The 13,616-nt window shown below is 65.0% G+C and carries 8 protein-coding genes, 1 pseudogene and 2 riboswitches; of the genes and pseudogenes, 8 read left to right on the top strand and 1 reads right to left on the bottom strand.

Annotated elements, in window-relative coordinates; all coding sequences use genetic code 11:
• Positions 1-94 precede the first annotated feature (94 nt).
• The 8 genes from zwf (at position 95) to AAG092_RS11985 (ending at position 10,594) form a co-directional block, all read left to right on the top strand.
• Positions 95-1,585 (top strand): glucose-6-phosphate dehydrogenase, encoded by a 1,491-nt coding sequence (gene zwf / locus AAG092_RS12020; protein ID WP_373386869.1) that lies wholly within the window; start codon positions 95-97, stop codon positions 1,583-1,585.
• Positions 1,586-1,957: 372 nt separating this feature from the next.
• Positions 1,958-2,476 carry an Hcp family type VI secretion system effector gene (locus AAG092_RS12015; RefSeq protein WP_021702072.1) on the top strand — a complete coding sequence of 173 codons (519 nt, stop codon included), beginning with the start codon at positions 1,958-1,960 and terminating at the stop codon, positions 2,474-2,476.
• Positions 2,477-2,618: 142 nt separating this feature from the next.
• On the top strand, positions 2,619-4,922 hold the full coding sequence (locus AAG092_RS12010; protein ID WP_373386868.1) for a type VI secretion system tip protein VgrG: 2,304 nt from the start codon (positions 2,619-2,621) through the stop codon (positions 4,920-4,922).
• Complete coding sequence (locus AAG092_RS12005) at positions 4,923-6,221, top strand: VRR-NUC domain-containing protein (protein WP_373386867.1); 1,299 nt, start codon at positions 4,923-4,925, stop codon at positions 6,219-6,221.
• A gap of 9 nt (positions 6,222-6,230) precedes the next feature.
• On the top strand, positions 6,231-7,355 hold the full coding sequence (locus AAG092_RS12000) for a DUF3396 domain-containing protein (RefSeq protein ID WP_373386866.1): 1,125 nt from the start codon (positions 6,231-6,233) through the stop codon (positions 7,353-7,355).
• A gap of 212 nt (positions 7,356-7,567) precedes the next feature.
• The gene (locus tag AAG092_RS11995) at positions 7,568-8,035 is read left to right on the top strand and encodes a hypothetical protein (protein WP_373386865.1); all 468 of its coding nucleotides are present in this window, start codon (positions 7,568-7,570) and stop codon (positions 8,033-8,035) included.
• A gap of 391 nt (positions 8,036-8,426) precedes the next feature.
• Positions 8,427-9,743 (top strand): tRNA 5-hydroxyuridine modification protein YegQ, encoded by a 1,317-nt coding sequence (gene yegQ, locus AAG092_RS11990; protein WP_373386864.1) that lies wholly within the window; start codon positions 8,427-8,429, stop codon positions 9,741-9,743.
• A 21-nt stretch (positions 9,744-9,764) separates the two neighbouring features.
• Positions 9,765-9,855: riboswitch (glycine riboswitch) on the top strand.
• Positions 9,856-9,953, top strand: a riboswitch (glycine riboswitch).
• Between the two features lie 20 nt (positions 9,954-9,973).
• The gene (locus AAG092_RS11985) at positions 9,974-10,594 is read left to right on the top strand and encodes a trimeric intracellular cation channel family protein (RefSeq protein ID WP_110680645.1); all 621 of its coding nucleotides are present in this window, start codon (positions 9,974-9,976) and stop codon (positions 10,592-10,594) included.
• On the opposite strand, the pseudogene AAG092_RS11980 reads toward AAG092_RS11985, so the two are convergent.
• Positions 10,595-13,481, bottom strand: a pseudogene (locus tag AAG092_RS11980) (putative bifunctional diguanylate cyclase/phosphodiesterase). It lies immediately after the preceding gene.
• Positions 13,482-13,616: the final 135 nt, after the last annotated feature.

Here is a 13,616-nt window from a genome sequence, read left to right as displayed (position 1 = left end):
CTCTGTTATCGGGCTCGATGGAAACCGCGCCGGCTCGCTGCGGTTTCACCCAGCCTGTTATGATCGGGCTGTAGTGAGCTTGTAGTTATACTACATGAATGCCCAACCCGCACAGGCAAACCCGGCCGGAGGCCCCTCGTTGAACAGCCCCTGCGACATGCTGGTATTCGGTGGCACCGGCGACCTGGCCCTGCACAAGCTGCTGCCGGCGCTCTACCACCTGCATCGCGACGGGCGCCTGCCGGCCGACATGCGCATCCTCGCCGCGGCGCGCAACGCCCTGAGCCGCGCCGAGTACCAGGCCCTGGCCGAACGCCGCTGCCGCGCCCAGGTAGCACGCAGCGACTTCGACAACGACACCTGGGCCGGCTTCGCCGCGCGCCTGGACTACCTGGCCATGGACCTGGCGCAGAGCGCCGAATTCGGCCGCCTGGCCCGGTTCCTCGGCGCCCATGCCTGCAACCGCGGGCGCATCTACTACCTGGCCACCGCGCCGGACCTGTTCGAAGCCATCGCCGAGCACCTGGCCATCGCCGGGTTGGCCGGCAGCGACACGCGCATCGTGCTGGAAAAGCCGATCGGCCATTCGCTGGAGTCGGCCCGTGAGATCAACGCCGCCATCGGCGCAGTGTTCAGCGAGCCGCAGGTGTTCCGCATCGACCACTACCTGGGCAAGGAGACGGTGCAGAACCTGATGGCACTGCGCTTCGCCAATGCCCTGTTCGAGCCAATCTGGCGTGCCGGGCACATCGACCACGTGCAGATCAGCGTCAACGAGACGCTCGGCGTGGAAAATCGCGGCGCCTACTACGACAAGGCCGGTGCCATGCGCGACATGGTGCAGAACCACCTGCTACAGCTGCTCTGCCTGGTGGCCATGGAAGCGCCGGTGCGCTTCGACGCCGAGTCGGTGCGCAACGAGAAGGTGAAGATCCTCGAAGCGCTCAAGCCCATCGCCGGCCTCGACGTGCACGACAAGACGGTGCGCGGCCAGTACGTCGCCGGCAAGATCGGCGGGCAGGAGGTGCCGGCGTACTACTTCGAGAAACATGTCGACAACGACAGCGATACCGAAACCTTCGTCGCCATTCAGGCCGAGATCGACAACTGGCGCTGGGCCGGCGTGCCCTTCTACCTGCGCACCGGCAAGCGCATGGCGAAAAAGTGCTCGGAGATCGTCATCCAGTTCAAGCCGGTACCGCACCGCCTGTTCGAAGGCAGCCAGGCCAACCGCCTGGTCATCAGCCTGCAGCCGGAGGAACGCATCACCCTGCAGCTGATGGGCAAGAGCCCGGGCAAGGGCATGCAGCTGACACCGATGGAGCTGGACCTCAACCTGGCCCAGGTTTTCCCGCAGAAACGCCGCTGGGATGCCTACGAGCGCCTGCTGCTGGACGTGATCGAAGGCGATTCGACGCTGTTTATGCGCCGCGACGAAGTGGAGGCAGCCTGGGCCTGGATCGACCCCATCCTCAAGGGCTGGCAGGACAACTACCAGGACCCGCGCCCCTACCCCGCCGGCCGCAACGGCCCGGAACAGGCCAACACCCTGCTGGAGCTGGCCGGGCGCGAGTGGGAAGACTAGACCCCAGCGGCCACTGCCCTACGCCCCCTCTCACATCTATGGGAGAGGGCCGGGGAGAGGGGCGCTCCTGTAGCCCGGATGCAATCCGGGAGCCTGTCACCTCCCACGCCCGACATTGCGCAACTCCTTGCACACCTTCCTCCTTCACCCCGTCCAAAGCCCCCACTCCACGGGCCTTCGCCCCTCTGCGCAAGCCCCTGCACAGCCCTGCGCCAGTTGTTGCGCACTCTTTCGTGATGCCCCGCACAGGGCAGCTCGCGCCATCCGCGCAAGCCCCGCCGTTGCTGGCCCGCACGCCCCTGGCACGCCCCTTGTACTGAGTCAGCCGCCCGGACCATTCCCGGTCCTCGTCTCAATGCAAAGGAGAGCACCATGCCAACACCCGCGTACCTGTCCCTCGAAGGCACCAAGCAAGGCCTGATCACCGCCGGCACCTTCACCGAGGACTCGGTCGGCAACATCTTCCAGGAAGGCCACGAGGACCAGATCCTGGTGCAGGCGTTCAGCCACCAGGTGATCATCCCGCGCGACCCGCAGTCCGGCCAGCCGACCGGCCAGCGCGTGCACAAGCCGCTGATGATCACCAAGGTATTCGACAAGGCCTCGCCGCTGATCTTCAACTCCCTGACCTCCGGCGAGCGTCTGAGCAAGTGCCGCCTGGAGTGGTACCGCACCTCCTCCACCGGCACCCAGGAGCACTACTTCACCATCGAGCTGGAAGACGCGGTGATCGTCGACGTGCAGTCGCGCATGCCCAACTGCCAGGACCCGAACATGGCCCACTTCACGCACCTGGAAGACGTCTACTTCACCTACCGCAAGATCATCTGGACCCACGAAGTGTCCGGCACTTCCGGCTCCGACGACTGGCGTTCGCCGATCTCCGCCTGATCGGCGACCGGGCGGCATTTTTGCCCCCCGCGTCACGGCAGCGCCGTGGCGCATCCCGGACAATGCCCCGGCTCGCAGGTACGCGAGCCGCCCCATCGGCCAGCACTCCTGGCCGATGCCCTTTCGGCAGAAGGAACAACGGATGTTCGCCCCCGCCAACCAGACGCATTTCAGCCTGCACCTGCCCGGCGCCCCACACGACCTGCAGGTGCTCGAGTTCACCGGACACGAGGCGCTCAGCCAGCCCTTCATGTTCGAGGTCACGCTGGTCAGCCAGCGCCCGGACCTGGACCTCGAAGCCCTGCTCGGCCAGCCGGCCTTCCTCGCTCTGAACGCCGACGGCAGCGGCATCCACGCCCAGGTGCACGCCTGCGCCCAGGGCGATTCCGGCCAGCGCCTGACCCGCTACCACCTGACCCTGCGCCCGCAGCTGGCCTGGCTCGGCCACCGCATCAACCAGCGCATCTTCCAGCACCTGACGGTGCCGCAGATCGTCGCCCAGGTGCTGAGCGAACACGGCATCCTCGAAGGCTCCGGCCAGCGCTTCCAGCTCGGCGCCCAGTATCCTGCGCGCGACTACTGCGTGCAGTACGACGAATCCGACCTGCACTTCATCCAGCGCCTGTGCGAGGAAGAAGGCATCCATTACCACTTCCAGCACTCACCCGAAGGCCATGTGCTGGTGTTCGGCGACGACCAGACCGGTTTCGCCAAGCTGCCGACCACCGCCTACCAGCAGGACTCCGGCCTGGTGGCCGACGACCCAGTGATCAAGCGCTTCGCCCTGCGCCTGGCCACCCGCACCAGCCGCGTGACCCGTCGCGACTACGACTTCGAGAAGCCGCGCCTGCAGCTCGAAGCGGCGCACAAGGGCGAGGCCAAGCCGGACCTGGAGGACTACGACTACCCCGGCCGCTTCACCGAGCGCGCCCGCGGCAAGCACCTCTCCCAACGGGCCCTGGAGCGCCACCGCGCCGACCAGCAGCTGGCCGAGGGCGAAAGCGACCAGCCGCTGCTGCGCACCGGCCACTTCCTCGACCTCTCCGCCCACCCACGTGCGGACTGGAACCAGCTGTGGCTACTCAACGAGATCCACCACGAAGGCAAGCAGCCGCAGGTGCTGGAAGAGTCCATCACCAACTTCGGCTCCGGCCCTCTCCCCTCTCCCATTCATGGGAGAGGGGCTGGGGGAGAGGGTGCATCCACCAACTCAGGTGATTTCCATCAGGGCTACCGCAACCGCTTCAGCGCCACCCCCTGGGACCAGCCCTGGCGCCCGCCGCTGCAACACCCCAAGCCACGCATCCTCGGCAGCCAGAGCGCCGTGGTCACCGGCCCCAAGGGCGAAGAAATCCACTGCGACCCGTACGGCCGGGTGAAAGTGCAGTTCCACTGGGACCGCGAGGGCCAGGCCGACGATACGACCAGCTGCTGGCTGCGCGTCAGCTCCAGCTGGGCTGGCGACCGCTATGGCGGCATCGCCATTCCGCGCATCGGCATGGAAGTGCTGGTCACCTTCCTCGAAGGCGACCCCGACCAGCCGCTGGTCACCGGCTGCCTTTACCACAAGGAACACGTGGTGCCGTACGACCTGCCGGCGAACAAGACCAGAACCGTGTTCAAGACCCTCAGCTCACCCGGTGGCGGTGGCTACAACGAGCTGCGCATCGAGGACCGCAAGGGCCAGGAGCAGATCTATATCCACGCCCAGAGGGACTGGGACGAGAACGTCGAGCACGACCAGAAGATCCGTATCGGCCACGAGCGCCACGACACGGTCGAGGCCAACAGCTACACCGAGCTCAAGGCCGAGGAGCATCGCACCACCCACAAGGACCGCAAGACCGAGGTCCGCGCCAACGACTACCTGACCGTGGCGACCAACCAGCACGTGAAGCTCGGCACGGGACAGTTCATCGAGGCGGGCAACGAGATCCACTACCACGCCGGCAGCAAGGTGGTCATAGACGCCGGCATGGAACTCACTGCCAAGGGCGGCGGCAGCTGGCTCAAACTCGACCCCAGCGGCGTGACCCTGAGCGGCGCGACTATAAAGATGAATTCGGGAGGTGCGCCTGGCAAAGGCTCAGGTATTCAGATACTCGGGCCGGTAATTCCTTGGGCGGCGGATCAGGACAAAGCCGGCAATCTTCTGAAGCGGGCACCCCGTAGCCATAAGGCACGCTACCTGTTGTTGGACGAGAAAACTGGCGAACCGCTGGTGGGAGCCCCCTACACACTTAAGCTGGCCGACGGCTCGCAGCTGGCCGGTTACACAAACCATGAAGGCAAAACCTTCCTCGTCCATAGCGCCGAACCCGCCCAGGTCGAACTGCTAACCCCAAGTCGTCAGCCAGAACCACAAGAGCCATTGTTCCTGGCCGGCGACAGCACACCCAAGGACATGACCCTGGATCTGAAGAACGCCAATCCGGAGGGCGCATAAATGGCGACAATTCAACCGCAAACGCCACATGGCTGCACCACCACGAGCGTAGAGGGCACAGTAAAGGAAGCCCCTCTACCCAATCCAAGCAACAAGCCCTATCTGATGGAGAAAGCCAATTACGCGGTGCGCTTTCCACGCCTGTCGCTCAAGAAATTGCCCAATGGCATCGCTAGTCAGGTGGAGCTCAAACAACTGGTCATGAGCGGCCTGATCCGAGCTGATGAATACCGCTGGAATTATCTATGGGACTACAAGGCAGAGGTCTGCTTCGACATGACCAGACTGCCACCTACGCCCTTCCTCAGCACATCGGGATGGAGTAAGGGTCAAGCTCCCGACCCACTACGTCGCCACACGCTGATTCCCTTCCCCGCCGGCATGACGCCAGGCCTGCTACGGCGGCCGGATGTCATCATCGTGCAGAACCGTACACTGCGTTGGCCAGGCCAAGCAGGCCCGGATCATCAGGGCGTAACGCACCCGGACAATCTGGCGCGGGTGGTTGAGGTCAAGTTTCCCAATGACACGCTATTGCCAGACCAGCGTCAGGCCTACATCCAAATCGCAGGCGGCCCCAAACGCTTTACTGTGCTGGAAATCAATGACTGCCGGGACGACGGCGAGCGTGAGCGTGAACGCCAGTACAACGAGGCCAACCAGCCGACCGGGAACAACAACCCACTGCACTGGCCGGTCGTACCTCCACTGATGCCACCACCACAGACTCCTGGCAGCAAACCCCGCCCAGCACCAGTGCCGGTACCTGTCTATGGGCCGCAACCCACGCCCAAACCGGCACGGGTGGAGAGCTGGACCCAGCAGGTACAGGAGGCCATCGACGGGCTTCTGGAGCAGGGCGCCGAAGGTATCCGTCAGCTCTCCGCCGAGGTGCAGCAGCATCTGGAGGAAGCTGCCACCTGGCTAGGCAGCAAAGGCGAATGGGTACGCCGGGAATCGCAAAAGGCCTGGGAATGGGTCAGCGAGACCGGTGCCAAGGTAGTGCGCTGGACCGACGAGCAACTGCGCGCCATCTGGCAGAAAATCCAGCACTACACCGATCTGACCCTCGACATGCTGCGCCAGATCGACTGGGTACAGGTGCTGATCAATATAGGTGTGGCGGTAGCCACAGTGGTTGTCACTATCCTCATTGCCAAAGCTCTGGTGGCGCTCAGCATTCCCGCTGCCATCGTGGCCGGACTGCTGGCTATCGTCCACCTGGCCAGAACCTCCTGGGCGGTGCTGGTCTCCATTCTGGGCGGCACCGCCGCGACTGCGGCCGTTGCCGCTGGCTAAGAGAGCCCCATGAACGCATTGGAAAAACTTACTAAGCACGCCCCCGACCTAGCATTCGAGCTGCCAGATGGCACTCCAGTAGTGAAGTTGGGATTGATAGCCACTCTTTACTTCAAGGAGGGCTATACCGCGGAAAGTAAACAGAACGTGGGGAAATGCTTTGAGCGCTTTTATGCAGAGTTCGGAACTCAACTCAAGCTGCAAGTTTATCGTCGAGATAAAAAACTGACGTCCTCCAACTTCCAAAAATCGCTGGAGCAGATTCTCGCAACGCAACCTAATGAGCAGTATTACTGGAGTTTGAGCAGCTCTACAGGTATGAAAGATGCTCCCGACTTCTGCCTTTCTGCCCTGAATTCTTTTGAAGTTCACGGCGATAAAGTGCGCTCTTATCTCAAACTGGTTATTCCTTGGTCTTTTCTCTCCGAGCCCAATGGGGTTGAACGCTATCGAGAATGGTTGATTTATCTCTGCAACCAGGTCAAAGCCGAGCATGGCTATGGTGGCCTATCGAGCACCTTGCCCTATGACTACGACGGCTATATGCCGATCGAATACCAGCTGGCCCAACAGTATTCCGGGCTGGAGGTGGACTCCATGCCCTTCGCCTCTAGCCTAGAGCTGCTTGACCATATCAAGGGCATAAACTGGTTCACAGTCCTGGGCAACACCTATGTCGAGCGCCTGGGCGGCGAAGACGCCATCCGTCACGCCCTGAGCGGACAAAGCGATGTGGAGGTCCTGACCTATGATCAGGGCCTCATCATTCGGGCGGGCGAGTATCCAGAACTAGGTGCGAAGGACGATGGCTTACCTGCAGCCTATGTAGCGGTCAACAGAGTAGTCAGGCCGGTGCGTATTCCCAACCCCGACCAGCTGCACAGCTACTCGCCCTACGGTGACTGTTTCGAAATGGAGAGCACCGCCCGCTGGTATTCCCGTTTCGACCAAGAGGACAGCGCGCCTACATCTCCGGCACGCATCGAGGCAGGCAAACGCTGCCCTCAAACCGGCTACTGGTTCAGCCCTGCCCAGCAAAACTCCAGACGTCATTTCACACAGGGCGAGATCATGCCGGAGTTCGAGGATTCCCCCTGGGGCGCCACACTTTGGTACTGGTCCGGCGCAACATAAACCCGTTGGGATGCATAATGCACCCTAGATATGGAGATACTGCCGTAATACACCACTTTCCTGCCCTGCTAGTGTGTCTGCTTCTGAGTCAGCCCCTGGCCGCCTCCGAGCCCAGTAGCGTCTATCTGCAGATACCGCTAAGTGAAAACGAGCTAAGTAGCTGGCTTGCCTCACCCCCGACACAGGCCGCCGACTTCCACGACTGGCAAAAGATGAACCTGCAGTGGCAGGAAGACTGGCGCCGGTATTTCATAGCCGTGTCCGCAGACAGTGTCGGCGATTTACTCGCCGGCTGGGAAGCCACACCAGATGACAGCGCCGGCATGGCCTGGTGCTACGATCCCGAACTTGGCGAAGTGCGCCTGGGCGCAGTGTTCTACGATGAGAATCTCGTCAGCTTCGCCACCCTGCTCGCGGCCTTGCGCAGCGTGGCCGACTATCAGCGTGATACTCAGCCAGGTTATGTCTATATCTACTCCTTCCTTTGGCGAGATGGTCCAGACGCCCTGCTGCGCACCCAGCCCAACAGGTCCGAACTACTACCTCCAGACAGCGCTCCACAATCACTTAAGGATGCCGCTGAGGCCTTCCTCGATGCGCGCATGGCGGGCTGGCAGCCGGCCGATGAGCAACGGCGCTGCCGGCCATTGCCAGAAGCATCAACCAGCGCCAACCAATGAGTAGGAAAAAACGCAACAAGAAAGCCGGGGCAACGAACAGACTTCAAGCAAACATTCCATTTCCTGCGCGCCGCTCGGTGGCGCTGGCGTTACCGCTACGGGTAGCGGGCAGACGAACGGAACTATCGATATGATATTTGTCTTCACCAAGCAGCTACCTGGCCTTGACCTAGTACTCGGCATGCTCTGGTTGATTCACTCGCCAGCGCCCTGCGCATTGCCTGGGAGCAGCGCCACGCATCATCTGCTCCCCGAACTACTCTGCCCCACCGAGGTTTGGTGAGGCCAGTGGAGCAGCCTTTAAGGCATCGCCTCCAGGGCTGCTCTGGATCAAGAACCCGCAAGCGAACTTCAGAGACCATTTACGCCCGTTTCTCACGCAAGCGTCGCCATGTCCCCGCTCCCAGCCCCCGAACTCCTCTCCCCCGCCGGCACCCTCAAGGCCATGCGCCATGCCTTCGCCTATGGCGCCGATGCCGTGTATGCCGGGCAGCCGCGCTACAGCCTGCGGGTGCGCAACAACGAGTTCGACCACGCCAACCTGGCCATCGGCATCGCCGAGGCGCGTGCGCAGGGCAAGCGCTTCTACGTGGTGGTCAACATCGCGCCGCACAACGCCAAGCTGAAGACCTTTCTCAGGGACCTGGAGCCGGTGGTGGCGATGGCGCCGGATGCGCTGATCATGTCCGATCCGGGGCTGATCATGCTGGTGCGCGAGCATTTCCCGCAGATGCCGGTGCACCTGTCGGTGCAGGCCAATGCGGTGAACTGGGCCAGCGTGGAGTTCTGGCGGCGCCAGGGGCTCTCCCGGGTGATCCTGTCGCGCGAGCTGGCGCTGGAGGAGATCGAGGAGATCCGCCAGCAGGTGCCGGACATGGAGCTGGAAGTGTTCGTCCACGGCGCGTTGTGCATGGCCTATTCCGGCCGCTGCCTGCTGTCCGGCTACATCAACAAGCGCGACCCCAACCAGGGCACCTGCACCAACGCCTGCCGCTGGAAGTACCGGGCCCATGAGGGCCAGGAGAACGAGCTGGGCGGTATCGTGCGCGGCTGCCAGCCGACCCTCGGCGAAGGCGCCGCGACCGAGCGCCTGTTCCTGCTGGAAGACGAGAGCCGCCCCGGCGAGCTGATGGAGGCCTTCGAGGACGAGCACGGCACCTACATCATGAATTCCAAGGACCTACGCGCCCTGCAGCACGTCGAGCGGCTGACGCGCATGGGCGTGCACTCGCTGAAGATCGAGGGCCGCACCAAGAGCCACTTCTACGTGGCGCGCACCGCCCAGGTGTATCGCCGCGCCATCGACGACGCCGTCGCCGGCCGGCCGTTCGACCTGCGCCTGATGGACGATCTGGAGTCGCTGGCCAACCGCGGCTACACCGAGGGCTTCCTGCGCCGCCACGTGCACGACGAGTACCAGAACTACGAACGCGGCAGCTCGCTGGCCGAGCGCCAGCAGTTCGTCGGCGAATTCACCGGCGTGCGGCGCGGCGAGCTGGCCGAGGTGCGGGTGAAGAACCGTTTCGCCGTCGGCGACCGCCTGGAGCTGATGACCCCGCGCGGCAACCTGCAGTTCAGCCTGCCGGCACTGGAGAAGGCCGGCGGCGAGCGCACCGAGCTGGCGCCGGGCGACGGCCACATCGTCTACCTGCCGCTGCCGGCGGAGGTCGCCCTGGAGCATGCCCTGCTGCTGCGCCAGTTGGCCTGAGCCGGGCACGCCCCTATACTGCGCGCCCTCGCAGGAGAGCGAGGCGCCCGGTGCGCCTCCGCCGAAGGCGCAAACTCCCATGATCGCTCAGGCCCAGCACTGCGAGATTCCGATATAGCCGTCTGGAGAGCGGTCGCTGCAAGCGACCCACCGAAGGGGCAAGCGGCCACGCCGCGCAAACTCTCAGGTACAGAGGACAGGGGGAGAGGCACCTGACGCAGGAGTTCTGTGTGCTGCTCTATGTCTATCTGATCGCCATCACCGCCGAAGCCATGTCCGGGGCGCTTGCCGCCGGCAAACGCAACATGGACCTGTTCGGCGTCGCCCTCATCGCCTTCATCACCGCCCTCGGCGGCGGCACCGTGCGCGACATCCTGCTGGGCAACTTCCCGGTGGGCTGGACCCAGCACCCCGGCTACATCTACCTGACCATCTGCGCCGGCCTGTTCACCATGCTGATCGCGCGCTTCATGCACCACCTGCGCCGGCTGTTCCTCCTGCTCGATGCCATGGGCCTGATCGCCTTCACGGTGATCGGCTGTGACGTTGCCCTGAAGCTGGGTTATCCGCTGCCGGTGGTGGTGATGGCCGGGGTGATCACCGGCATCTTCGGCGGCATCCTGCGCGACATCCTGTGCAACCGCCTGCCGCAGGTGCTGCGCCACGAGCTGTACGCCAGCGTGTCGCTGCTGGTCGCCCTGCTCTACCTGAGCCTGCGCCACCTGGGCGTCGACGAGGACCTCAACCTGCTCGCCTCGTTCGCCGCCGGCCTGGCCCTGCGCCTGGCGGCGATCCGCTGGCACTGGTCGCTGCCGGTGTTCTCCTACGCGCCGGGGCGCTGGAACGGCTGATCAGCACATCTCCGCCTGCGCCCTGAGCAGTGCGGCGAACTGCTCGGCCGGCACCGGCGGGCTGATCAGGAAGCCCTGGATCTCGTCGCAGCGCTGCAGCTTGAGGAAATCCATCTGCGCCTGGGTTTCCACGCCCTCGGCCACCACCTTGAGTTCCAGGCCGTGGGCCATGGCGATGATGGCGCGGGTGATCGCCGCGTCCTCGCCGCCAGCGGCCAGCGGCCAGCTCGCGGACGAAGGTCTGGTCAATCTTCACGTAGTCCACCGGGAACCGCTTGAGGTAGCTGAGCGAGGAATAGCCGGTGCCGAAGTCGTCGATCGCCAGCTTCACCCCCAGGTCGCGCAGCTGCTGGAAGGTGGCGATGACGTTCTCCACGTTGTCCAGCAGCTGGCTCTCGGTCAGCTCCAGCTCCAGCAGGCGCGGCGCCAGCCCGGTCTCGTCGAGCACCTGGCGCACCAGGCCGACCAGGTTGCCCTGGCGCAGCTGGTGCACCGACAGGTTGACCGACACGCGCAGCTCGGCCAGCCCCTGGCGTTGCCATTCGCGGGCCTGGCGACAGGCCTGGCGCAGCACGAACTCGCCGATCGGCGCGATCAGCCCGGTCTCCTCGGCCAGCGGGATGAAGTCGCTGGGCGGCACCAGCCCCAGCTGCGGATGGCGCCAGCGCACCAGCGCCTCCGCCGCATTCAGGCTGTCGTCGGCCAGGCACAGCTTGGGCTGGTAGAACACCTCCAGCTGGCCCTCCTCGATACCCTTGCGCAGCTGGGTCTCCAGCTGCAGGCGCTCCAGGGTGCAGGCCTGCAGGTTGTCGGTGTAGAACTGGAAGGTGTTACCGCCCAGGTGCTTGGCGTGCTGCACCGCCATGCCGGCCTGGCTGAGCAGAGTGGCAACCTCGCGCGCGTTGTCCGGCAGCAGGCTGATGCCGATCGAGGCGCTGACCACCAGCTCGTGGCCGCCCACGTCCATCGGCATGCGCAGCTTGCTCAGCAGGCGGCTGGCGGTGCGCGCCAGGGTCGACAGGCTGGCGTAGTCGTCGAGCAGGATGGCGAACTCGTCGCCGGCCAGGCGCGCCACCGTATGCGCCTCCGGCACCGCCTGGTTGAGGCGGCGGGCCATCTGCCGCAGCAGCTGGTCGGCCACCTCGTGGCCGAGGCTGTCGTTGAGCAGCTTGAAACGGTCCAGGTCGATGTGCAGCAAGGCCATGTGCGCGGCACCGTGGCGCGCCCTGTCGCAGGCCTCGTGCAGGCGCTCGCGGAACAGGCTGCGGTTGGCCAGGCCGGTCAGCTCGTCGTAGTGCGACAGGTAGCGCAGGCGCTCCTCGGTCTGCCGGCGCTGCGACAGGTCGGAGAAGAAACCGACAATATGGCTGACCCTGCCGCGACTGTCGCGCACCACGTTGAGCTGCAGCCACTGCGGGTACAGCTCGCCGTTCTTGCGCGTCTCGATCAGCTCGCCGCGCCAGCTGCCATGGCTCTCCAGCTGCTGGCGTATCAGCTGGTACTGGCGGCGCGCGTCGCGGCTGCTGATCAGGGTGGCCACGCTGCGCCCGAGCACCTCCTCCTTGCGGTAGCCGGTGACTTCGCTGAAGGCCTGGTTGACCGACAGCAGGAGGTAGTCGGCGTCGAGGATGACGATGCCCTCGCTGGTCGCTTCGAACACCGTCGCGGCCAGGCGCTGCTCCTCGTCCAGGCGCTTGCGCTCGGTGATGTCGCGGCGCGTGCCGAGCATGCGCAGCACGCGCCCCTGCGGGTCGCGCTCGACCGCCCGGCCACGGTCCTCGACCCAGCGCCAGCGGCCGTCGGCGTGGCGTACGCGGTACTCCACGCAGTAGCCGTCGGTGCGGCCCTTGAGGTGCTCGACCAGGGCCCGGCGCAGCAGCGGCAGGTCGTCCGGGTGCAGGCGCGGCTTGAGGTGGCTGAGCACGCCTTTGACCTCGTCCTGGCTGATGCCGAAGATGCTCTCCAGGTGGCTGTGGTGCACTTCATCGGTCTGCAGGTTCCAGTCCCACAGGCCCAGCTCGCTGGCCTCCAGGGCCAGGGCCAGACGCGTCTCGCTCTTGCCCAGGGCATGGCTGGCGTCGTCCAGCTCCAGGGTGCGCTGGGCCACGCGGATTTCCAGCTCGTCGTGGGCACGGCGCAGTTCGCGCTCGGCGCGGCGACGCTGCTCCACCTCGCGCGCCAGTTCCTGGTTGAGACCCTCGGCGCTCTCGCGGGCGTGCTCCAGGCGCTCGATCAGCGCCTGGTTCTCGAAGCGCCGCAGCAGGCTGCTCTGCACCAGGCGGTTGACCTGCCAGGCCACCACGCACAGGCTCAGCAGCAAAATCAGCCCCAGCGCGCCCCAGCCCTGCTGGCGCGGGCTGTCGCTGAGCAGCAGGTAGACCACGGTCGGCAGCAGGCACGGCAGGGCGAATACCAGGAAGGCCGCGCGGCTGACCGCATAGGCCACGCTGGCGGAGAGGATGGCGGCGGCGATCAGCCCATAGACCAGGGCCTGCAGCAGGAAACGCTCGGGCGGCACCAGGAAGATGGCGGCGCAGGCCAGGGTCAGGCCGGACAGCCCGGCGCCGAGCAGGAAGGTGCGCCGCCACTGCGGGTTGGCCTGGCGCGACGGCAGCGCGGCCTTGAAGGCGGTCATCTGGATCAGCCGCAGCACCGCCAGCAGCACCAGCCACACCAGCCAGCCGGCCAGCAGCAGGCTGGGTTGCGGCTGCCAGAGCAGCGCCGCGCAGGCCAGGCCGCTGAGGAGCATGAACAGGGTGGGTACCTGGGAGCCCTGGTACAACAGGCGCGTGCGCTCGACCGCGATTTCGGTGGCGAACTGCTGGGCGATGGCACGCGACTCTTCCGCCGCAGCGCTGGCGGAAGCCCCCCGATTGGCTTGGGTCATAGGCGATATTCTTGTAATGGGATGCCTGACTTTTCCCGAGCATACCCGAGCTAGAGCGCCCGCCCAAGCCTGAGGCTGGCTTTTTAATGGCACCGCTCGACAAACGGCGCACGCTTGTTCACTGAGCGTACGGTG

The sequence above is a fragment of the Pseudomonas alcaligenes genome (assembly GCF_041729615.1).
Classification (GTDB): domain Bacteria; phylum Pseudomonadota; class Gammaproteobacteria; order Pseudomonadales; family Pseudomonadaceae; genus Aquipseudomonas; species Aquipseudomonas alcaligenes_B.
Note: the sequence above shows the minus strand (reverse complement) of the source record. Positions and strands in the feature narration are given on the sequence as shown.

Bases quoted from the DNA above. Each gene is read 5' to 3' on its own strand.
- zwf (WP_373386869.1), top strand. From the start codon at position 95: ATGAATGCCCAACCCGCACAGGCAAACCCGGCCGGAGGCCCCTCGTTG.
- AAG092_RS12015 (WP_021702072.1), top strand. From the start codon at position 1,958: ATGCCAACACCCGCGTACCTGTCCCTCGAAGGCACCAAGCAAGGCCTG.
- AAG092_RS12010 (WP_373386868.1), top strand. From the start codon at position 2,619: ATGTTCGCCCCCGCCAACCAGACGCATTTCAGCCTGCACCTGCCCGGC.
- AAG092_RS12005 (WP_373386867.1), top strand. From the start codon at position 4,923: ATGGCGACAATTCAACCGCAAACGCCACATGGCTGCACCACCACGAGC.
- AAG092_RS12000 (WP_373386866.1), top strand. From the start codon at position 6,231: ATGAACGCATTGGAAAAACTTACTAAGCACGCCCCCGACCTAGCATTC.
- AAG092_RS11995 (WP_373386865.1), top strand. From the start codon at position 7,568: ATGAACCTGCAGTGGCAGGAAGACTGGCGCCGGTATTTCATAGCCGTG.
- yegQ (WP_373386864.1), top strand. From the start codon at position 8,427: ATGTCCCCGCTCCCAGCCCCCGAACTCCTCTCCCCCGCCGGCACCCTC.